This is a genomic window from Streptomyces abyssomicinicus (assembly GCF_008974245.1).
Taxonomy (GTDB): Bacteria; Actinomycetota; Actinomycetes; order Streptomycetales; family Streptomycetaceae; genus Streptomyces; species Streptomyces abyssomicinicus.
This window is the reverse complement of record NZ_BBZI01000010.1, coordinates 257,979-277,661: the sequence shown is the minus strand read 5'-3', so window position 1 is coordinate 277,661 and position 19,683 is coordinate 257,979. Positions and strand designations below refer to the sequence as shown.

21 protein-coding genes are annotated in these 19,683 nt (G+C 74.2%); 14 read left to right on the top strand and 7 right to left on the bottom strand.

Going from position 1 to position 19,683, the window contains the following annotated elements; translation table 11 throughout:
* The first annotated feature begins 33 nt into the window (after positions 1-33).
* Both GBN72_RS24410 and GBN72_RS24405 read left to right on the top strand, forming a co-directional pair.
* A complete protein-coding gene (locus GBN72_RS24410; protein ID WP_151774038.1) occupies positions 34-345 on the top strand; it encodes a DUF4235 domain-containing protein in 312 nt (103 codons plus the stop codon).
* Between the two features lie 257 nt (positions 346-602).
* Positions 603-1,637 (top strand): 7-epi-alpha-eudesmol synthase, encoded by a 1,035-nt coding sequence (locus GBN72_RS24405; RefSeq protein WP_151774037.1) that lies wholly within the window; start codon positions 603-605, stop codon positions 1,635-1,637.
* Between the two features lie 87 nt (positions 1,638-1,724).
* On the opposite strand, the gene GBN72_RS24400 is transcribed toward GBN72_RS24405, so the two are convergent.
* Genes GBN72_RS24400 through GBN72_RS24380 form a run of 5 tightly spaced genes read right to left on the bottom strand, consistent with a single transcriptional unit; the run spans position 1,725 to position 5,967 of the window.
* Positions 1,725-2,972, bottom strand: a complete 1,248-nt coding sequence (locus GBN72_RS24400) for a cytochrome P450 (protein WP_151774036.1) — start codon at positions 2,970-2,972, stop codon at positions 1,725-1,727.
* Entirely contained in the window at positions 2,969-3,574 is a 606-nt protein-coding gene (locus tag GBN72_RS24395) for a GTP-binding protein (RefSeq protein ID WP_151774035.1), read from the bottom strand. Before GBN72_RS24395 ends, GBN72_RS24400 begins: the two co-directional genes overlap by 4 nt.
* A complete protein-coding gene (locus tag GBN72_RS24390) occupies positions 3,555-3,938 on the bottom strand; it encodes a DUF742 domain-containing protein (RefSeq protein WP_151774034.1) in 384 nt (127 codons plus the stop codon). The genes GBN72_RS24395 and GBN72_RS24390 overlap by 20 nt, the downstream gene beginning before the upstream one ends.
* The gene (locus tag GBN72_RS24385) at positions 3,935-4,348 is read right to left on the bottom strand and encodes a roadblock/LC7 domain-containing protein (RefSeq protein ID WP_151774033.1); all 414 of its coding nucleotides are present in this window, start codon (positions 4,346-4,348) and stop codon (positions 3,935-3,937) included. The genes GBN72_RS24390 and GBN72_RS24385 overlap by 4 nt, the downstream gene beginning before the upstream one ends.
* Entirely contained in the window at positions 4,345-5,967 is a 1,623-nt protein-coding gene (locus GBN72_RS24380) for a sensor histidine kinase (protein ID WP_151774032.1), read from the bottom strand. Before GBN72_RS24380 ends, GBN72_RS24385 begins: the two co-directional genes overlap by 4 nt.
* 375 nt (positions 5,968-6,342) lie before the next feature.
* Here GBN72_RS24380 and GBN72_RS24375 point away from each other — a divergent pair, with 375 nt between their 5' ends.
* The 4 genes from GBN72_RS24375 (at position 6,343) to GBN72_RS24360 (ending at position 9,210) form a co-directional block, all read left to right on the top strand.
* Positions 6,343-7,290, top strand: coding sequence for an NADP-dependent oxidoreductase (locus GBN72_RS24375; protein WP_151774031.1), 948 nt, complete (start codon positions 6,343-6,345; stop codon positions 7,288-7,290).
* A 187-nt stretch (positions 7,291-7,477) separates the two neighbouring features.
* Positions 7,478-7,864 (top strand): anti-sigma factor antagonist, encoded by a 387-nt coding sequence (locus tag GBN72_RS24370; RefSeq protein ID WP_151774030.1) that lies wholly within the window; start codon positions 7,478-7,480, stop codon positions 7,862-7,864.
* A gap of 169 nt (positions 7,865-8,033) precedes the next feature.
* Positions 8,034-8,693, top strand: a complete 660-nt coding sequence (locus GBN72_RS24365; RefSeq protein ID WP_151774029.1) for a DUF4230 domain-containing protein — start codon at positions 8,034-8,036, stop codon at positions 8,691-8,693.
* On the top strand, positions 8,683-9,210 hold the full coding sequence (locus GBN72_RS24360; RefSeq protein ID WP_151774028.1) for a VanZ family protein: 528 nt from the start codon (positions 8,683-8,685) through the stop codon (positions 9,208-9,210). The genes GBN72_RS24365 and GBN72_RS24360 overlap by 11 nt, the downstream gene beginning before the upstream one ends.
* A gap of 186 nt (positions 9,211-9,396) precedes the next feature.
* Here GBN72_RS24360 and GBN72_RS24355 read toward each other — a convergent pair whose 3' ends face one another.
* Both GBN72_RS24355 and GBN72_RS24350 read right to left on the bottom strand, forming a co-directional pair.
* Complete coding sequence (locus GBN72_RS24355; RefSeq protein WP_151774027.1) at positions 9,397-9,639, bottom strand: cupredoxin domain-containing protein; 243 nt, start codon at positions 9,637-9,639, stop codon at positions 9,397-9,399.
* Positions 9,640-9,659: 20 nt separating this feature from the next.
* Complete coding sequence (locus GBN72_RS24350; protein ID WP_151774026.1) at positions 9,660-10,460, bottom strand: SDR family oxidoreductase; 801 nt, start codon at positions 10,458-10,460, stop codon at positions 9,660-9,662.
* A 134-nt stretch (positions 10,461-10,594) separates the two neighbouring features.
* Between GBN72_RS24350 and GBN72_RS24345 the strand changes: the two genes are divergently transcribed.
* From GBN72_RS24345 to GBN72_RS24310, 8 genes are all read left to right on the top strand, one after another.
* Positions 10,595-11,623, top strand: a complete 1,029-nt coding sequence (locus GBN72_RS24345) for a PHP domain-containing protein (protein WP_151774025.1) — start codon at positions 10,595-10,597, stop codon at positions 11,621-11,623.
* Between the two features lie 73 nt (positions 11,624-11,696).
* Positions 11,697-12,353: an HAD family hydrolase gene (locus GBN72_RS24340; RefSeq protein ID WP_151774024.1), complete on the top strand. Its 657-nt coding sequence runs from the start codon at positions 11,697-11,699 to the stop codon at positions 12,351-12,353.
* 57 nt (positions 12,354-12,410) lie between these two features.
* Positions 12,411-13,643: an FUSC family protein gene (locus GBN72_RS24335; protein ID WP_151774023.1), complete on the top strand. Its 1,233-nt coding sequence runs from the start codon at positions 12,411-12,413 to the stop codon at positions 13,641-13,643.
* Between the two features lie 156 nt (positions 13,644-13,799).
* The gene (locus GBN72_RS24330) at positions 13,800-14,825 is read left to right on the top strand and encodes an NAD-dependent epimerase/dehydratase family protein (RefSeq protein ID WP_246212829.1); all 1,026 of its coding nucleotides are present in this window, start codon (positions 13,800-13,802) and stop codon (positions 14,823-14,825) included.
* A 167-nt stretch (positions 14,826-14,992) separates the two neighbouring features.
* A complete protein-coding gene (locus GBN72_RS36210) occupies positions 14,993-15,451 on the top strand; it encodes a hypothetical protein (protein WP_439959804.1) in 459 nt (152 codons plus the stop codon).
* Positions 15,452-15,601: 150 nt separating this feature from the next.
* Complete coding sequence (locus tag GBN72_RS24320) at positions 15,602-16,840, top strand: FUSC family protein (RefSeq protein ID WP_151774022.1); 1,239 nt, start codon at positions 15,602-15,604, stop codon at positions 16,838-16,840.
* 56 nt (positions 16,841-16,896) lie between these two features.
* Positions 16,897-18,048: a hypothetical protein gene (locus tag GBN72_RS24315; protein WP_151774021.1), complete on the top strand. Its 1,152-nt coding sequence runs from the start codon at positions 16,897-16,899 to the stop codon at positions 18,046-18,048.
* A 95-nt stretch (positions 18,049-18,143) separates the two neighbouring features.
* A complete protein-coding gene (locus GBN72_RS24310) occupies positions 18,144-19,628 on the top strand; it encodes a cytochrome P450 (protein WP_151774020.1) in 1,485 nt (494 codons plus the stop codon).
* Positions 19,629-19,683: the final 55 nt, after the last annotated feature.

Here is a 19,683-nt window from a genome sequence, read left to right as displayed (position 1 = left end):
GCCTGACCGACCGAGGAACGAAGGAGAAACCCCTTGGCCACATTCACGCAGAAGAAGCAGAACCTGCCCACCGCCTACAAGCCCCTCGGGTTCGCGCTCAGCTGGGGCGGCGGACGGCTGGCCACCACGGCCTTCCAGAAGACCTGGAAGGCGATCAGGCACGAGGACGACGCGCCCGACGCCCTGGACCGGGACCGCCGGTGGGGCGAGATCCTGCTGGCCGCGGCGATCCAGGGGGCCATCTTCGCCGTGGTGCGGGCGGTCATCGACCGGACCAGCGCCCAGGCGGTCGAGCGAAGGACCGGCGTGTGGCCCGACCACACGAAGGGCAAGGGCCGGGACTGACCACCGGTCACCGTGCCGAGGCCGGGGCTCCGGGACATCCGGGGCCCCGGTTTCGCGTGCGCCCCAGGCGTGCGGGCGGGGGCAGGGTGCGCGCCGGGGCACGTTCTCCCGGCATGTGACGCCGAAAGTGCTACAGGTCACATGTTTAAAGGGTATGTGTTCATGACCGGAAGGGCAGCTTCGGAACGGCTCTGTGCGTCCACGTGGCTTGTTCAGGACACTTCTGGAGCCCACCGCCCGTCCCGAAAGGAACCCCCATGCCTCAGGACGTCACCTTCGACCTGCCCTTCTCCACACCGGTCAGCCCTCATCTGGAGTACGCGCGGGAGCGGCACCTGCGCTGGGTGCGTGACCGGGGGCTGGTACGGAGCGACGCGGGGTTCGAGGAGTACTGCTCGTGGGACCTGCCCCAGGCTGCGGCGCGCACCTACCCGTACGCCTCCGCCGAGGACATGACGGTGCTGATGAACTGGTTCTCCCTCGCCTTCCTGTTCGACGACCAGTTCGACTCCGGCCGGCCGGACCGGGCCGACCGGGTCACCGAGGTGGCCCGTGAACTGATCGTCACCCCGCTGCGTCCGGCGGACAGCCCGCCCCGGGTGGTGTGCCCGATCACCCAGGCCTGGGCGGAGGTCTGGGCCCAGTTGTCGCGTGGCATGTCACTCACCTGGCAGACCCGGTTCGCCGCCTCCTGGGGCCGGTTCCTCACCGCGCACTGCGAGGAGGTGGACCTCGCGGCGGCCGGCCTCGAGGGCACGCTCACCGTGAAGGAGTACGCGCGGTTCCGCCGCCGGACGGTGGGCATACACCACAGCATCGACGCGGGTGAACGCAGCCGCGGTTTCGAGGTGCCGGCGCAGGTCCAGGCCCATCCCGTGATGGAACGGATGAGGGACCTGGCCGCGGACGTCATCGGCTTCATGAACGACATCCACTCCTTCGAGCGGGAGCGGCGCCGGGGCGACGGCCACAACCTGATAGCCGTCCTCCGCCGTGAACTGGGCTGTTCCTGGGAGGAGGCGGCGGCCGAGGCGTACCGGATGACCGCCGCCTGCCTGGTGGAGTACCTGGAACTCGAGGCCCGCGTGCCGCAGATGTGCGACGAGCTGGGTCTGTCGGAGGACGAGCGCCTGCGCACCTCGATGGGGGTGGAGGCCGTGCAGCACTGGATCAACGGCAACTACGAATGGGCGCTGGTGACCGGGCGCTACGCGGCGGACAAGGACACGCCCGCCGCCGCGGCGGAGCGGGCGGGCCGGGGGTCGGTGGACGACCTGCTGTCGGTGAACTGACGTCCGGCGCGAAGGAGCGTGCACGACACGGCGGCCGCGCCCCCTCGGCGGGAAGGGGACGCGGCCACCGTGTGGTGTTCGCCCGGGTCAGCGGACGGGGAACTCCACCGGCAGGCTGTCCAGGCCGGTCATCCACGTCGAGGCGGTGGAGGTCAGCGAGTTCGGCGCCACGGCCGGCCGCAGTCCCGGCAGCCGGTGCAGCAGGACGTCGACCGCGATCTCGATGATGGCGTGCCCGATGCCCTGCCCCGGGCATTCGTGGGGGCCGGAGCTGAACGCCAGGTGCGAGTGGTTGCCCTGGAGCGACACGTCGCCGGCGGCGCGGATCTCCGGGTCGAGGTTGCCCGCCGCCAGCCCGAGCAGGAGCATGTCGCCCTCCTTGACCGCGGCGTCGCCGAGCTGGAGGTCGGCCGTGGCGAACCGGCCGGGCAGCACGGCGAGCGGCGGGGTGTTCCACATGACCTCCTCCACCACGGAGGACAGGGCGAGTTCGCCGCCCACCAGGGCGGCGAGCCGGGCGTCGTCGGTGAGGATCGCCTGGAGCACCCGGGCCAGCAGGTTGCTGGTGGTGGTGTGCGCGGTGATCAGCACCAGCCGCAGGTGGTGGAGGATCTCCTCGTCGTCGAGCCGGGCCGGGTGTCCGAGCAGCCCGGTGGTGAAGTCGGCACCCGGCTCGTGGCGCTTGCGCTCGGCGAGCTCCCCGAGGATCGTCATGATCCGGGCGTTGTGGACGAGGGCGTCCGCGCCTCCCTTGATGACATGGTTGCTGGACTCGGCGAGGCTGCGCCCCTCGCTCGCCGCGAGGCCGAACAGGCGGGTGAGCACCAGCATGGGCAGGTACTCGGCGAAGTCGGCCACCAGGTCGGCCCGGCCGGCCTTGGCGAAGGCGTCGATCTGCTTGTCCGCGAAGTGCGCGACGTGACGCCGGATGCCGCGGCCGGCGACCGCCTGGAGGCTTTCGGTGACCGCTCCGCGCAGCCGGCGGTGCGGCTCGCCGTCCTGGGAGACGCAGTCGGGGCGCCAGCCGACCATCTGCATCACCGGCAGGTCGTCGTCGACGCGTCCTTCCTTCCAGTCCCGCCAGATCCGGGCGTCCCGGCTGAACTGGAGCGGGTTGTCGAGCACCCGCCGGTTCTCCCGGTAGCCCAGCACCAGCCAGGCCGGGACGTCGCCCTCGATCAGGACCGGCGCCACCGCGCCGTGCTCGCGGCGCAGCCGCGCGTAGACGCTCTCCATGTCATGGGTCGTCTCGGGCCCGTACAGCCGGGTGGCTCCCCCGTGGGCGACGGGGCAGCCGGTTGCGGTGGCGGGACCGTGGGAGGTCCGTTCGGTCATCGGGGCTCCAGGGCGACGGCGCGTTCCTGCAGATGTCGTATGAGCGCGACGAGGACGTCACGGCTCGCGGCCCGGTCACGGGCGTCGAAGGCGACGACGGGGATGTCCTCCGGGATGTCCAGCGCGTCGCGGATCTCCTCGACCGGATGGTCCCGGCTGTCGGGGAAGACGTTGAGGGCTATCACGAAGGGGACGTTCTGGCGCTCCATCTCCTCTATGGCGCGGAAGCTGGAGGCGAGCCGGCGGGTGTCGACCAGGACCACCGCGCCCAGCGCCCCCTTGAAGAGCCCGTTCCACAGGAACCAGAAGCGCTCCTGGCCCGGCGTGCCGAACAGGTAGAGCACCAGCTCGTCGTTGATGCCGATCTTGCCGAAGTCCAGGCTGACGGTGGTCTGCTGCTTGTCCGTCACACCGATCAGGTGGTCCACACCGGCGCTGGCCTGGGTGAGGGTCTCCTCCGTGGTGAGCGGCCGGATGTCGCTGACCGAGCGGACCATGGTGGTCTTCCCGGTGCCGAAGCCACCGGCGATCATGACCTTCACCGAGCGGGTGCCGTCCGCCGCCGTGGTCCGGCCGGTGGGGTCAAAGCCTTTGAAGTCCACTGAGTACCTCCTCAAGGAGCGCGAGGTCGGGCCCGAGTCCGGCGGAGTTCGCCGGGACGGGGTCACGGGTTTCCACGCGTCCTGCTTCGAGCAGATCGGCCAGGAGTACCGCGATGATGTTGAAGGGCAGGCCCAGGTGGGCGCCGAGCTCCGCCACCGACAGCGGTTCGCGGCAGCGGCGGAGGATCTCCTCGTGCTCGTGCTGCAGGCCGGGCTGGGGCGACGGCTGCGGCCCCGTCCGGGAGACCACGAGGGTCGCCACGTCCAGGGTCGCCGCGGGGCCGGCCGGTTTGCTGCGGCCTCCGGTGAGCACGTAGTAGCGCTCGAGCCCGGTCGGGTCGGTGGGCCGGCGGGGAGCACTCATCCAGAGTGCTCCTCCAGCCGCGGAGTGGTGCCGAGCAGCTCGCCCATCCTCCGCGCCAGATCCCGCATCTGATGGCCCAGCAGGCCTTGGTCGAGGCCTTCCTTGGCGAGGACGCCGAGGTAGGTCTCCTGGCCGGCCCGGACCACGAACAGGTGGCCGCCGTCGACCTCGATCATGGCCAGCCTGAGCTGCCCGGCGGCCGCCGGGAACTGCTCGGCCACCGGCTGTGCGAGCGCCTGCAGTCCGGCGACCACCGCGGCGAAGCGGTCCACGTCGTCGGGGTCGTCGGCGCCGTAGGAGGTGATCGCCTTGCCGTCGCTGGAGGCCACCAGGGTGAAGCGGATCTCCGGGATGCTCTCCGCGAGGTCGCGGAGAGCCCAGCTGACATCGGTTCCCTGCTGCGTCGTCATGCGGACCAGTCGCTTTCTTCCGTACGGGGCTCGGTGGACTCGCGGTCGTCGGCTGCCGCCCTGGGGGCCGGGGCGCCGATGTCACGACCGGCGGTGGCGAAGGCGGCCAGGCCGGCGAACGAGGCGTCGGGCGGGACGTCGGGCACGCCGGCGGACCGCTGTCCGGCGGCCTGGGCACGCACGGTCTCCCGCGGCTCGGCGGCGCTCCGCCGGAGGCTGCGGCGGCGGGGAAGTCCTCCGGGGGTGGAGTCACCGGTGTGTCCGGCGTCGTCCATGTCGTGTTCGGCCTCGGACTGCGCCGGCACCGCGGGGACGCCGGCGGGCCGCTCGGGCGCCGTGGCGGCCGGGGCGGCGGCCAGCGGGCTGAAGTACTTGTGCGGTACCACCACGACGACGGAGGTGCCCAGCCAGGGCGAGTCGGCGAAGGTGACGCGGATCCCGTACCGGCGGGCCAGGGTGCCCACGACCCGCAGGCCGAGGTGCGCGTCCTCGGACAGGCCGCCGAGCCCGGAGCCCGCGGGGACGCCCGCGAGGGACCGCTCGGCCTCGCGCTTCTTCTCCTCGCTCAGGCCCTTGCCGGCGTCCTGGATCTCGATGCCGACGCCGTTGGGGACCTCCTTGCCGGAGACGATGACGGGCTCGCTGGGCGGGGAGTAACGGGCGGCGTTGTCCAGCAGGTGCGCGAAGATCAGCGTGAGGTGGTCCACCAGGCCGCCGTCGACACCCAGTTCGGGCAGCTGACGGATCTCCACCCGGTGGAAGTCCTTGATCCGGCCGATGCCGCCGCGGACCACGCCCAGCAGCCGCTGGGGTTCCTGCCACTGCCGGCCGGGGCGGGCCGAGCCGCCCAGCACGCCGATGGAGGCGGCGAGACAGTCGGCGGGACCGATCTGCTGGTCGAGTTCCATCAGGCCCTGCGCGACCACGGGGTGGCGGCCGTGCTCGCCCTGCATCTCGTGCAGGCGGACACGGAGCTTGCTGGTCAGGACGTGGATGCGGTTGCCGAGGCTGATGACGGCCTGCTCGGCGGAGGTGGAGCGGTCGAGCTCCTCCTCCACGCCGATCAGGGCGGTGCGCAGCACCTTGCGCAGTTCGGCCCGCACCTCGGGGGTGACGTCCCGCTCCTGCTCGACCAGCGGGAGGAGGTCCTCCACCGCGTCGCCGTCACGCAGGCGCTTGAGCGCCTCGGGGAGGTACTGGCCGGCGAACCGGGAGACGACGGCCAGGTCGCGCTCCCGGGTGGCCATCCACGCCTGGTCCCGCTCGGCGAGGCGCTGGTCGAGGGCCTCCCGCTCGCCGGCGAGGCGGCTCTCCGCCTGGGCGCGGGCCACGGCCAGGTCGTTCTCCAGTCCCACCGCCCGCTGCCGCCAGCGGCGCTCGGTCTCCTGGCTCTCGGCCCGGTGTTCCTCCCGGGACCGCCGCAGCCGGTCCTGGGACTTGAGGAGGAGCCGGACGCACACGGCGCCGGCGGCGGTGGCTGCGGCCCCCGCGGTGGTGGTGACGACGGGTTCCGGACTCAGGAAGGCGGAGGCGACCGTTCCGGAGCCCAGGGCCAGCGGCATGAGCCACCAGCCGTACCAGGCGGCTGAGGTCCGCACCGGTGGTGTGGCGAAATCCATCTGCATCCTTCGGGGCGACACGTCGGAGCGACAGGCGGACGGGTGGGGAGTCGGGAGGCGGACAGGTGGACGAAGACACGGCGGGGCGTCCGTGGACACCCCGGGGACACGCCGGCGGACCGGACCACCGGCAGCCTCTCCGGCACCGCGGGCAAATGGGCACGCATGTGCGGACGGTGAGGCGATTGCGGTGCGTAAAGGTCCCAACTCGCAGCGCTCCGGGGGAGCTTAGCCGGAATTCCGTCCGCCGGATCAACTCCCCGGGATTCGGCCGGGAATATTCCACCGGGAAAGACCCCGGGCGCTACCCTCCGTCGGCGCCCGCCCCCCGGGCACGCCGTGCGCCCGGCGGGTACCGGTGGCAGGCTGGTCCGCATGAGCGGCTCGAAGACCATGCGCGTGATCCGGCAGGACAGCCTCGGTGGCCCTGACGTGCTGCGGGAGGCGGAGACGGAGCGCCCGTCGCCCCGGCCCGGGGAGGTGCTGATCCGGGTCCGGACGGCCGGCGTCAACCCCACGGACTGGAAGCACCGGGCCGGCGGCGGGCTCCTCGGCGAGCCGCCGTTCGTCCTCGGATGGGACGTGTGCGGCACGGTGGTGGAGACCGGGTACGGAGTGACGATCCACCGAACGGGTGATGAGGTGTTCGGGATGTTGCCCTACCCCTTCGGTCACGGCTCGCACGCGGAATACGCCGTGGGGCCGGCCCGTGCGTTCGTCGCGCGGCCGGAGGGCGTGGACGTGGTGCAGGCCGGCGCGCTGCCGCTGGTGTCCCTGACGGCCTGGCAGGCACTGGTGGACACGGCGGTCCTGGGGCCGGGGCAGCGGCTCCTGGTGCACGCGGCGGCCGGCGGCGTCGGCCATGTGGCGGTGCAGATCGCGAAGTCCCGGGGCGCGTACGTGGTGGGCACCGCCAGTTCCGCGAAGCACGGCTTCCTGCGGGGCCTGGGCGCGGACGAGCAGATCGACTACCGGGAGACCGACTTCGCCGAGGCGGTCTCCGGGATGGACGTGGTGCTGGAGACGATCGGCGGCGAGCACGCCCTGCGTTCGCTGCGGGTGCTCCGCCCGGGCGGCACGCTGGTCTCGCTGCTGCCCCTTCCGCGGGAGCTGTACGCCGAGGCCGAGCGGCGCGGCGTGCGGACGGCGGTGATGCTGGTCGAGGACGACCAGGCCGGCATGCGCGCCGTCGCGGACCTGGCGGCGACCGGAAGGCTGCGGGCGGCGGTCGCGGAGACCTTCCCGCTGGCCGAGGCGGCCCGCGCGCACACCGCGGGCGAGACGGGGCGCACCATGGGCAAACTGGTGCTGACCGTCGACTGAGCGCGGCGCCCGGCGCGGGCCGGTGCGGGGCCGCCGCTGCGACGGTCCTCACACAAGCCTCACAGCCAAAGGCCAGACATATGTCAATCGAACATGCTGGAATTCACCCTGTAGGGGTAACTACCGTGCCAGGCAAGGGACTTGGGCGGACCGAGCCAGGCTGCGGCCGGATGGAGGCGATCTCGTCGTGCGGCAGGAACCCGCGCCCCTGACCCGGCACCTGCGGGTACGCGAGCACCAGGGCCACACGGTTCTGGAGCTCCGCGGCGAGATCGACATCCTCACCGCGCAGGAGGTCGGCCCGCACCTGGACGCCGTGACGGGGCGCACCCGGCCCGACGTGGTCGTCGACCTGACGCCCGTGGAGTTCTTCGACTGCTCCGGTCTGCGGCTGCTGCTGCGCGCACGGCGGCGGGTGCTGGCCCGCGGCGGCGAGTTACGGGTGGTGTGCGCGGACCGGCTGGTGCTGAGGATCCTGCGGGTCACCGGTCTGGCCGCGGTGCTGCCGGTCGCGCCCAGTATGGAGGAGGCGCTGCGCGCCCCGGCCCCCAGGGCCGCCTCCGGCGCCACCTAGACCGCCTCCGGCGCGCCACCCGGACCGCCTCCCGGTCCTCCCCCGCTCCCCGTCCGCACCGTCCGTCCCGGCCGTCCGCGACGGACGGTCGCGGGCCGGCCCCTGGGGCCAATTCCCTTGTCTGACACGCCGGATGGCGGGAAAGGGTGAGCAGGAAGGGGAGGCCCGGATGACGACGAAGACCTCAGGTTCCGCGCGCCGGTCGCGGGTGTGGACATGGGTGGGAGCCCTGCTGCTCGTGCTGCTGGCGCTCGCCGCCGGGATCAAGCTGAGCGGGATCTCCGGTCCCGGCGACTGGTTCGGCACCGACACCCACGACCGGTCCGGTCCCGCGCTGCTGAAGTCGGTGCAGGACATCAGCCGCCACGACGCGGCCACCGGCAACTTCCAGGTGGTGGTGGACCTGGAGAAGGACACCAAGTTCCTGCCCGACGCGGTCCGCGGCACCCGCACGCTCTACGTGGGCGCGGGCACCGTGGACGCCTACGTCGACCTGGGCAAGGTCGGCGAGGAGGACATCTCGGTGAACGAGGACCGCACCGAGGCGACGCTCCGCCTGCCGCACGCCGAACTGGGCCGGCCGGCGCTGGACCCCGAGCGCTCGTACGCCGTCTCCAAGCAGCGCGGGGTGCTGGACCGTCTCGGCGACCTCTTCTCGGACAACCCCAACAGCGAGCAGGCGGTGCAGAAGCTCGCGGTGAAGCACATCGGGGACGCGGCGAAGGAGAGCGAACTGACCAGGACGGCCGAGAAGAACACGACGGGAATGCTGGAGGGCCTGCTGCACTCGCTGGGCTTCGAGAAGGTGACGGTCACCTATGGCGACTGAACGCGCGATCCGCACGGGCGACGGCGCGGCGTCCGGACCCCCCGCGCGGCGGCCCCTGCCGTGGCCGCTCCGGGCCCTGGCCGTACTGGCGGGGTTCGCCCTGCTGGTCGGATTCTCGGTCCTGCTGGCCCGGCTGACACTCAATCCGTCGCCCGCCTCGGCGGAGCTGACGCACAGCAACCTCCGCCCCGGGGACTCCCTGCGGACGTACTTCACCGCCTACGAGCCCCTCCAGGCGGTCAAGCAGGTCGGCGGCAACGTCCTGCTCGGGGTGCCCTTCGGGGTGCTGGTGCCGGTGGTGGCCCCGGCGGCGCGCGGCATGCTGCGGGTGCTCGCGCTCACCGCGGTGGTCATGCTCTGCGTGGAGCTGGTGCAGGGGTCCCTGGTGACCGGGCGGGCGTTCGACATCGACGACGTCATCATGAACACCACCGGTGCGCTGCTGGGCCATCTGCTGATCGGCCGCAGGCTCGGCCGAGCGGTGCACGCCCGCCGGGCGCGCCCGGCCGGGGCGTAGGTTCCCGGGCCCGCCCCCGGCGGCGGGGCCCGTCCGGCGGTCCCCGGCCGCCCCGCCGGGGCGCGGAACTCCGGGACCGCCCGACGGGGCGCGGGACGGGTCATCGGACGGGCCACCGGACGGGGCGCGGGACGGGTCACCGGGCAGGTCACCGGACGGATGGCGGGACGGGGCGCCGGACCGGTCCTAGTGCGGGCCCGGGCCCCAGGTGAACTTGTCGCCGCCCACCCAGCGCACGACGTCCGGGTCGTCGAGGTCGTGCACCACGATGCCGTAGGCGGCGGCGATCTGCAGGACGTCGGTGACGGACCTCGCCGTTCCGACGTAGTCGCCGTCGATCTCCACGATCCGGAAGGGCCGGCTGTCCGGCTGGACCCCGAGCACGGTGATCCGGGACCGGGCGACGCGAGGGCTCGAGATTTCCGTCATGGCTCCGAGAGTAGTTCGGCTCAGGGACGCCGCCAGTCGTCCCGTTCCAGGGACGCCCCGGCCATCGGTCCCATCCGCGTCATCCCGCCGTCGACGACCCAGGAGGCTCCGGTGACGTAGGAGGACTCGGGCCCGGCCAGGAAGGCGACGACTGCGGCGACCTCCCGGGCGTCGCCCGGGCGGCCCAGGGGAACGCCCGGGCGTCGCCGGGTGTGCGGGTCGGTGTCCTCCTGGCCGGTCATCGGGGTGGAGATCTCGCCGGGCGCGACCGAGTTCACCGTGATGCCGTGTTCGGCGAGTTCCAGCGCCATCACCTGGGTCAGCAGCCCCAGTCCGCCCTTGGCCGCGCAGTACGGGGCGGCGCCCACCTTCGGCTGGTGCTCGTGCACCGAGGTGATGTTCACGATGCGCCCGCCCCCGCCCTGTCCGACCATGCGCCGGGCGGCGCGCTGCGAGCAGAGGAAGGGGCCCGCCAGGTTCACGTCCAGGACGTGCCGCAGGTCCTCGAGGCCCAGCTCCAGGAACAGGGTCGAGGTGCCGGTGCCCGCATTGTTGACCAGGACGTCGACACGGCCGAGCCGCTCGCAGAGTGCGTCCACCGCGTCGGCGGCCTCCGGCAGCCGGGTGAGGTCGACCTGGGCGATCTCGGCGCGGCAGCCCTTGGAGCGCACTTCACGCGCGGTGCGTTCGGCTCCCTCGCGGTCGGTGTGCCAGGTGACGCCCACGTCCATTCCCTGCTCGGCCAGCCGGACCGCCACGGCCCGGCCGATGCCGGAGTCCGAGCCGGTGACGACGGCGACGGGCGGTGCGGTCTCGGGCATGCGGCGCCTCCTGCGCGAGCGGTGGACCGGATGGGTACCCGGTCCGTCGCAGTACCCGGGCGCCCGGCGGGCAAACCGGGCGCGGACCGGCGCCCGTCGCGCCGGGGACGCCGTCCACGGATCGGAGGCTCGGGATGGATCCCGTCGTCGCGCTGGAGCGGATCGCCTACCTGCTGGAGCGGTCCCAGGAACCGGCCTACCGGGTGCGCGCCTTCCGGACGGCCGCCCGGGTGCTGGCAGGACTGGACGCCGCGGAGCTGCGCGAGCGGGCGGACAACGGGTCCCTGGAGTCCCTGAAGGGCATCGGCCCCAGGACCGCCCAGGTGGCCGTGGAGGCCCTGGCCGGTGAGGTCCCGGGGTATCTGGCGAAGCTCGAGGACAAGGGCGGCGAACCGCTCGCCGCCGGCGGGGAGCACCTGCGGTCGCAGCTGCGGGGCGACTGCCACCTGCACTCGGACTGGTCCGACGGGGGCAGTCCGATCGAGGAGATGGGCCGCGCCGCCGCGGGGCTCGGCCACGAGTGGGCCGTGCTGACCGACCACTCGCCGCGTCTGACGGTCGCCCGCGGGCTCTCCCCGGAGCGGCTGCGGGAGCAGCTGGAGGTGGTGGACCGGCTCAATGGGACGTGGGCGCCGTTCCGGCTGCTGACCGGGATCGAGTGCGACATCCTCGAGGACGGCTCACTGGACCAGGAGCCGGAGCTGCTGGAGCGGCTGGACGTGGTGGTCGTCTCGGTCCACTCCAAGCTCCGGATGGACAGCCGGTCGATGACCCGCCGGATGGTGGCCGCCGTCCGCGACCCGCACGCCGACGTGCTGGGCCACTGCACGGGACGGCTGGTGACCGGTCGGGGCCGTCCCGAGTCGGAGTTCGACGCCGACGCCGTGTTCGCGGCGTGCGCGGAGTCGGGCACCGCCCTGGAGATCAACAGCCGTCCCGAGCGGCTGGACCCGCCGCGCCGGCTGCTGCGCCGGGCCGTCGGGGCGGGCGTGCTGTTCTCGGTCGACACGGACGCCCACGCGCCGGGCCAGCTGGAGTGGCAGATCCACGGCTGTGCCCGGGCCGAGGAGTGCGGGGTGCCTCCGGAGCGGGTGGTGACCACCTGGCCGCTCGAGCGGCTGCTCGCGTGGAGCAGGGACGGAGTGGTCCCGGCGGGCGTCTGAAGGCGCGGTGGCGGTGGTACCCGACGGAAGTCCGCCGGAGGCCGGCGGGAAGTGAGCGAGAGGCGGGACGGGCATGGAGCGCGCGGTGGTGTTCGACGTCGACGGAACCCTGGTGGACACCAATCATCTGCACGCCGTCACCTGGTGGGAGGCGTTCCGCCAGGCAGGGCACCGGGTGCCGATGCACAGCGTGCACCGCGCGGTGGGCCTGCCCGGCATGGACCTGATCGCGCGGGTGCTGGGCGAGGACCGGGACGAGGAGCAGGACGGCGTCCTCAGCTCGGCGCACAAGACCCTGTACGGCCAGTACTTCGACCGGCTGGACCCGCTGCCCGGCGCGGGCGACCTGCTGAAGCGGCTGCACGGCGCCGGGCGCCGGGTGGTGCTGGCCACCTCCGCGGGCGGCGCGGAACTGACGGCGCTGCGCCGGGCTCTGGACGCCGACGAGGCGATCACCGCGACGGCGAGCGCGGACGACGTGGACCGGGGCAAGCCCGCCCCCGAACCGGTGGAGCAGGCGCTGGAGCTGGCGGGGGTGCCCGCCGAGCGGGCGGTGTTCGTCGGGGACACGGTCTGGGACATGAAGGCGGCGACCCGTGCGGGCGTCACCGCGGTGGCGGTGCTGTGCGGCGGGATTCCGCGCGCCGATCTGGAGGAGGCGGGGGCGAGCGCCGTCTACGCCGACCCGGCGCATCTGCTGCGGGCGCTGGAGGAGAGCCCGCTGGCCTGAGACGGGGCGGCCACGTGCGGTGCGGTTACCGGGACGGTCTCCGGCAACCCGTGGCGGATGAACCGTGCGACGGAGGCGATCGGCCGGGAGCTGCGCGCCGTCGGCGCGACGGTCCGCAACGCGGTGAGCGGGTCGGGGCGGGAACGCGACCTGCTGGTCCAGTCCTTCAAGGCGTCCGCGGCGGCGCTGCTGGCCTGGGCGGTGGCCCGGCTGTGGCTGGACGACCCGATGGCGCTGATGGCGCCCTGGGCGGCCCTGGTGCTGGTGCAGGCCACCGTGTACGGCTCGCTGCTGAGGGCGGCGCAGCAGTGCGTGGCCATCTGTGCGGGGACGCTGCTGGCCAGTGGCGCGCAGGCACTGACCGGGGACGAGCTGGCGGCCATGGCGGTGTGCCTGCCGCCGTTGATGCTGCTGGCCCAGTGGTCGCGCTTCGGCGACCAGGGCGGCTACGCGGCGACCACGGCGGTGTTCACGCTGGCCACCGGCACGGTGGGGGCGGAGGCGGTGGGCCACCGGGTGGGCCAGGCGGTGCTGGGGGCGGCGATCGGGGTGGCCGTCAACGCGCTGGTGCTGCCGCCGGTCCATCTGCGTGACGTGCGGGACAACCTGGCGGGTCTGGCCCGGGAGGCGGGGGCGGTGCTGCGGCAGGTGGCCGAGGAACTGCCCGACGCCGAGTGGGACGACGCCGCGGCGTCCCGCTGGTCGCGGGCCACCGATCGTCTGGAGCGACGGCTGGAGGGCCTGCGGTCGGCGCGCGGCTGGTCGGACGAGAGTCTGCGGCTGACCGCGAACCGGCTGCGCCGGCTGCGGCGGGTCCCGATGGACGTGCCGTCCGCCGAGGAGGACGAACGCTGGGCACGGGTGACCGGTCAGGTCGTCGCGCTCACCCGGGCGCTGTCGGTGGCGGCGGACGCGGGCCGGTCGCCCCTGCCTCCGGACCGCGCGGCGCTGCACCGGTACGCCGGGATGCTGGAGGTGCTGGGGCTGGCCTGCGAGGCGGAGAGCCGGCGGCTGGCCTCGGGTCCGGCCGGAGCGACCCGCAGCGATCTGCGCGAGGGCGGTCCCCGGGACGGGGGACGCCCGGCGGAGCCCGCCGGCGAGGCCCCGGAGGCGCCGCCCGAGCCGTCGGAGCCGTCGGAGGAGCGGCTGTCGGAGCTCCACTCGGCGCTGCGGGAGAACCTGCGCGAGCACGCCGCCCAGGACCCGTCGCGGGCCGCGGTGCTGGGCGCGCTGCTGCTGCACGCCGAGAACGTGTGGGCGGACACCTCGCTGGGCGCCCGGCGGGAGTGACCGCCCAGGCGGTACGCGACGGGTGACCGCGCAGGCGGTACGCGGCGGGTGGCCGCCCAGGCGGTACGCGGTGGGTGGCCGTCCGGCGGTACGCGGCGGGTGAGCGCCGGGCCCGGCCGGGTACCCGGCCGCCGGTACCGACGTGAGGAGCACGGCGTGAGCGGCAGAATCGTGGTGACGGGGGCGACCGGCAACGTGGGCACCAGCGTGGTGCGCGCCCTCACCGGGGACCCGGCGGTGGCCTCGGTGACGGGGATCGCCCGGCGGGTGCCCGAGTGGCGGCCGGAGCGGACCGAGTGGCAGGCGCTGGACCTGGCGCGGGAGGAGTCCGGGGCCCGCCTGGTGGAGGTGTTCCGGGGCGCGGACGCCGTGGTGCACCTCGCGTGGGCGTTCCAGCCCACGCACGACCCGGTGCTGACCTGGCGCACCAACGTCCTGGGCAGTCTGCGGGTGTTCGAGGCGGTGGCCGCCGCCGGGGTTCCGGCGCTGGTGCACGCCTCGTCGGTCGGGGCGTACTCGCCGGGCCCGAAGGACCGCGAGGTGGACGAGTCGTGGCCGACGCACGGCTGGCCGGACGCCGCCTACACGCGCGAGAAGTCCTACCTGGAACGGGCGCTGGACACCTTCGAGCGGGAGCACCCGGGGGTCCGCGTGGTGCGCATGCGGCCGGCGTTCCTGTTCAAGAGGGAGTCGGCGAGCGAGCAGCGGCGCATCTTCGGCGGCAGGTTCCTGCCGGGCGCCGTCGCCCGGCCGGGCGTGCTGCCGGTCCTGCCGGACATCCCGGGGCTGCGGGTGCAGGCCCTGCACACCGACGACGCGGCCGAGGCCTACCGGATCGCGGCCCTCTCCCCCGACGCGCGCGGCCCGTTCAACCTGGCGGCCGGCCCGCCGCTGGACGCCCAGGTGCTCGGGCGGATGTTCGGCGCCCGGCCGGTGCGGGTGCCGGCGGGCGCGGCGCGGGCGGCGATCGCCGCGGCGTGGCGCCTGCGGGTGCTGCCCGCGTCCCCGCACCTGTTCGACGCGGTGCTGCGGGTTCCGCTGCTGGACAGCGGGCGGGCCCGGGAGGTGCTGGGCTGGCGGCCGACGCGGGACGCCGAGTCGGTGGTCGAGGAGTTCCTGGCGGGCATGCGCGAGGGCGCGGGGCAGGCGACGGCCCCGCTGCGCGGGCGGCTCGCGGGCTGAGACCCGGGCGCGGCCGCCACGGCCCTCGCCGTGGTCCGCCCTCGCCCCCTCGGGAGACGATCATGGCGTTTCGCTCCCGGGTGCGGAGGTACCCGCAGGGCCGGGCCATGTCCGACGGGTGAGGCCCGGGACGCCGACCGGTGGCCCGGAGAAAGGGAGTGGAACTCGTGAGTGACGTGACAGCCGGGGCAGGCACGCAGCCGGTCCCCCGTGACATGCCGGACCAGCAGGCCGGTTCGCAGGAGGCGGAGCGCCGTGACGCGGCGCGTGCCCCGGAGGCGGGCCCGGGCGCGGCGGCCTCCCCGGACCGCGATCCGTCGACGGCGCCCGGGAGGTCCGAGGCCGACGCGGCACGGCAGGAGCCGGGAGGCCGGGAGGACCCGGAGCGCCCCGCGGCCGCCGCCAAACCCGTGCCCCGTGATCCGCAGGACCAGCAGGCGACCGAGGACGACGACCGCTGGGACGCGGAACCCCGGCCCGCCGGCACCGGACCGGACGACCGGCCGGGCGAGGGCGGCGACGAGGAGTTGCCCGACACCGACGAGGCGGGCACCGGCCGCCCCGGAGCCCCGCACGGCGGCAGCCCCAACCCCGAGCATCCGGTCCCCGAGGAGCCCGCCGGCTGACGTCCCCTCACCCGGGCGGCCCGGACCGGCGCCCTCGCGGCCCGTGTCGTGGAACGGATCCACGGCCCGGGCCGCGACGATGGACCGCACAGGGCGCCACCTGGCGGAACACACGTGTTGGGGGTGCCCGGGAGCGGGAAGGCGCGGGGCATGCGGGACGTACGAGGTGTGAAGGCAGCGCTGGTCACGAAGTACCGGAGGTGGAAGAGGGATCCGGACGTCGTCCACACCTTGCGGGCGACGGCGGCCGCGACGATCTCCTACGTCATCGCGCTCCACCTGAGCCCCGAGGCGGTGCCGCTGACGGCTCCGCTGACCGCGCTGCTGGTCGTGCAGGTGACCCTCTACTCGACGCTGACCACCGGCATCGAGCGGGTGAACGCGGTCGTGGCGGGCGTGCTCATCGCCATCGTCTTCACCCGGGTGGTCGGCCTGTCCTGGTGGAGTCTGGCGCTGATCATCCTGGCGTCGCTGGTCATCGGACGGCTGGCACGAACCGGGGACTTCCTGCCCGAGGTGGCGATCAGCGCCATGCTGGTGCTGGGCGTGACCACGGTGGGCGACACGGCGTGGGCGCGGATCGTCGAGACGCTGATCGGCGCGGTCGTCGGACTCTCCTTCAACTTCCTCTTCGTCCCCCCGGTCTGGGTGGACGTGGCCGCGGAGTCACTGACGGACCTGTCCCGGCGGATGCGGCAGCTGATGCTGCGGATGGGCGAGGAGGCGTCGGGGCACACGCCGGTGCCGCACGCCACGGCCCGGCTCCACGAGGCGCGCGCCCTGGACCAGCACATCGCCGGCGTCGACGCGGCACTGCGGCAGGCCGAGGACAGTCTGCGCCTCAATCCGAGGGTCCGGGAGGGTCTGCTGCACCGGGTCGTGCTGCGGACCGGGCTGGACACCCTGGAGATCTGCACGGTGGTGCTGCGGGTCATCGCCCGCAGCTTCACCGACCTGGCCAAGCGGCGTGACCCGGACCCGCTGTTCGTCCCCCAGGCGGGCCCGGTGGTCGAGGAGCTGCTCGCCGAGGTCGGGGACGCGGTGGTGAGCTTCGGGGTGATGGTGATCTCCGACGTCAGCGCCAGTGCCGAAGAGGCGGAGGAGCGGCTGGCGGCCGAGCTGGCGCAGGCGTCGGCCACCCGGGACCGGCTGGCCCACATCCTGCTGGAGCGCGTGCGGGACGATCCCAAGGACTGGCAGCTGGTGGGCGCCTTCCTCACCGAGATCACCCGCATCCTCGACGAACTGGACACCGACCACCGCTCCCGCCGTCTGCTGGAGGAGCTGGACCGCAACACCCGCCTCCAGCGGGAGCGCAAGCGGCGGCTGGAGGAGCTGCGCCGCAAACTGCGCATCCCCAGGCGCCGGCGGAACCGGGCGCGGTCCTGAGGCGTACTTCCTGACGGACGGGCCCGGCCTGCGGGCCCGGACGAGGGGAGCGTGGCATGGGCGGGACGGACACGGTACGGATCGACGGGGACGGCCTGGTGCTGCCGGGCGGGGTGCGGGTGCGGTTCATCCGGACCCTGCGCCTGCCCGAGACGGGCACCCACGCGCTGCCCCCCGGGCTCGGCTCGTTCCCGCTGCGCCGGGTGGAGGACTTCCCCGGCACTGTGCCGGCCGAATGGCTGGCGCGTGGCGGGGTGATGCTGCCGGTGTACCTCCGTGAGGCGATGTGGCTGCACTTCGGGGGCACCTCGCGCCCGGCGGCGCTCCAGGTCGGGGTGGGCAAGGTGTGCGCGGTCTCCGGGAAGCCGTGGAGCGGCCGGCTCTCCTCGAAGCCGCAGAACTACCTGCCGCTGCCGGACCAGCCCTGGCTTGACGGCATCAACTCCGGGCACGGCACGGTCCGTCAGTTCGTGGCGGTCCCGCTGGGCATGGGCGCGACCGTGGAGGGCCAGGTGACCGGTGAGGAGACCTGGGGCGGGATCCAGCTCCAGGTGTTCGGGCTGACCGACGGGAAGCTGGCCGAGTGGACCCGTCTGCGGGCGGGGTCGGCGGCCTGGCCCCCGCCTCCGGGTCCCGTCCCGACGCCCCCGCCGTACTCCGGGATGCCGCCCGCGCCCGCGCCGTACGCCGCGATGCCCATGCCGGCGCCCCCGGACAACATGGTGTTCGGGGCGCCGCCGCCCGCCCCCGGCGCGGCCCCCGGGGCACCGGCCCCCGGGGCGGTGCCGCCTCCGGCTCCGGCCGGTGCGGCTCCGCAGCGGTCGGCTCCGGCGATGGGTCTGGGCGCGGGAGGTTCCATGCGCCAGCAGGTGCACCGCGACACGCGGCCGCTTTCCAACTGGTCGGACAAGGCCTCCGGACGGGTCTTCGTGCATCTGGTGACGCCGCCCGAGTGGCGCCGGATCACCGGCGAGGCGCCCCCGCCCTCCCCCGTCGACCGCGCCGCCTACACCCGGGCGGGCCTGCCCTGGTTCGAGCACTACGACGAGAACGCGCAGGACCTGGACCCCTCGGAGACCCTGTCCGGTGTCAAGCCGGTGGGCGACTGGCTCGGCGACGACCACACGCCGTGGGTCGCGCCGGGCCCGCACCAGGTGGTCCAGCTGGGTGACGCGCCGGGCAGCCCGGTGGCGGACGGGGACTGGTGACGGACGGTTCCCGGAAGGCACGATGGTCACCGGGCCGCCTCCGGCACAGCGCGGGACGGCGGCCCGGTGACACGGCGGTTCGATCGGGAGGGTCCATGGCGAGCAGCAACACGGTCCGGGCGGTTGCTCCGGTGCCCGGCGTCCGGGAGGCCTGGCCGCGGCTCGACCTGATCCCGCACCCGCCCCGCCGGGTGCCGTTGCTGGGCGACGTCCTGGGGACCGACCGGTCCCGGCCGCTGCAGGACACCGTGCGCCGGGGAAGCGAACTGGGGCCGATCTTCCGTCGGAAGGTGCTCTCCTTCGAGCTGGTGTTCGTCGGCGGCGCGGAGCTGGTGGCGGATCTGTCGGACGAGTCCCGCTTCGCCAAGTTCGTCGCCCCCGGCATCGCGGCGCTGCGCCCCCTCGCCAAGGACGGCCTGTTCACGGCGCACAACCACGAGCCCAACTGGCAGCTGGCGCACGACGTGCTGGCGCCCGGGTTCAGCCGGGAGGCGATGGCCGGGTACCACCGGGCCATGCTGGACGTGGCGGACCGGCTGACCGGCCACTGGGACACCGAGCTGGCGGCCGGGCGCCCGGTGGACGTGCCCGGCGACATGACCAAGCTGACCCTGGAGACCATCGCCCGCACCGGGTTCGGCCATGACTTCGGTTCGTTCGAACGGGCCCGGCCCCACCCCTTCGTCGACGCGATGGTGGGCTACCTGAGCTACGCCCAGCGGCGCACCGCCCTGCCGGGTCCGCTGGCCGGGCTGCTGGGCGGCCGGGCCGCGGACCGGCGCGGCGAGCGGGACCTGGCGCTGCTCAACGACACGGTGGACGAGGTGGTCCGGGCCCGGGTGGCGGACGGACGGCCGGGCGACGGCGACCTGCTGGACCGGATGCTGGAGACCGCCCATCCCGACACCGGGGAGCGGCTGTCGCTGGACAACGTCCGCCGTCAGGTGATCACCTTCCTGGTCGCCGGTCACGAGACGACCTCGGGCGCGCTCTCGTTCGCCCTGCACTACCTCTCGCTGCACCCGGAGATCGCGGCGCGGGCGCGCGAGGAGGTGGACCGGGTCTGGGGCGACGTCGTCTCCCCGGGGTACGAGCAGGTGGCCAAGCTGCGGTACGTCCGGCGCGTGCTGGACGAGTCGCTGCGGCTGTGGCCGACCGCCCCGGCCTTCGCCCGGGTGGCCCTGGAGGACACGGTGCTGGGCGGCACGCACCCGATGCGGCGCGGCGCGTGGGCGCTGGTGGTGCTGCCGCTGCTGCACCGGGATCCGGCGGTCTGGGGGCCGGAGCCGGAACGGTTCGACCCGGACCGCTTCGAGGCCGCGGCGGTGCGGGGGCGGCCCGCGCACGTCTTCAAGCCCTTCGGCACCGGCGCCCGGGCCTGCATCGGCCGCCAGTTCGCGTTGCACGAGGCGACGCTGGTGCTGGGGCTGCTGCTGCGCCGCTACGAGTTCCGGCCCCGCCCGGAGTACCGGCTGAGCGTCTCGGAGCGGCTCACCCTGATGCCGGAGGGGCTGCGGCTGGGCCTGGAGCGCAGGGCGCCCAGGCCGGCGCCGGACGAGGCGGTCACCGCGGGTCGGTGACGCGGGTGGCCACGGCGGTCCGGTGACACGGGGCGGCGGCCGGGTGTGTCCGGCC

Coding starts and splice junctions, on each gene's coding strand:
- GBN72_RS24405 (WP_151774037.1), top strand. CDS start 603: ATGCCTCAGGACGTCACCTTCGACCTGCCCTTCTCCACACCGGTCAGC.
- GBN72_RS24400 (WP_151774036.1), bottom strand. CDS start 2,972: ATGACCGAACGGACCTCCCACGGTCCCGCCACCGCAACCGGCTGCCCC.
- GBN72_RS24390 (WP_151774034.1), bottom strand. CDS start 3,938: ATGAGTGCTCCCCGCCGGCCCACCGACCCGACCGGGCTCGAGCGCTAC.
- GBN72_RS24385 (WP_151774033.1), bottom strand. CDS start 4,348: ATGACGACGCAGCAGGGAACCGATGTCAGCTGGGCTCTCCGCGACCTC.
- GBN72_RS24380 (WP_151774032.1), bottom strand. CDS start 5,967: ATGGATTTCGCCACACCACCGGTGCGGACCTCAGCCGCCTGGTACGGC.
- GBN72_RS24375 (WP_151774031.1), top strand. CDS start 6,343: ATGAGCGGCTCGAAGACCATGCGCGTGATCCGGCAGGACAGCCTCGGT.
- GBN72_RS24365 (WP_151774029.1), top strand. CDS start 8,034: ATGACGACGAAGACCTCAGGTTCCGCGCGCCGGTCGCGGGTGTGGACA.
- GBN72_RS24360 (WP_151774028.1), top strand. CDS start 8,683: ATGGCGACTGAACGCGCGATCCGCACGGGCGACGGCGCGGCGTCCGGA.
- GBN72_RS24355 (WP_151774027.1), bottom strand. CDS start 9,639: ATGACGGAAATCTCGAGCCCTCGCGTCGCCCGGTCCCGGATCACCGTG.
- GBN72_RS24350 (WP_151774026.1), bottom strand. CDS start 10,460: ATGCCCGAGACCGCACCGCCCGTCGCCGTCGTCACCGGCTCGGACTCC.
- GBN72_RS24345 (WP_151774025.1), top strand. CDS start 10,595: ATGGATCCCGTCGTCGCGCTGGAGCGGATCGCCTACCTGCTGGAGCGG.
- GBN72_RS24340 (WP_151774024.1), top strand. CDS start 11,697: ATGGAGCGCGCGGTGGTGTTCGACGTCGACGGAACCCTGGTGGACACC.
- GBN72_RS24335 (WP_151774023.1), top strand. CDS start 12,411: ATGAACCGTGCGACGGAGGCGATCGGCCGGGAGCTGCGCGCCGTCGGC.
- GBN72_RS24320 (WP_151774022.1), top strand. CDS start 15,602: ATGCGGGACGTACGAGGTGTGAAGGCAGCGCTGGTCACGAAGTACCGG.
- GBN72_RS24315 (WP_151774021.1), top strand. CDS start 16,897: ATGGGCGGGACGGACACGGTACGGATCGACGGGGACGGCCTGGTGCTG.
- GBN72_RS24310 (WP_151774020.1), top strand. CDS start 18,144: ATGGCGAGCAGCAACACGGTCCGGGCGGTTGCTCCGGTGCCCGGCGTC.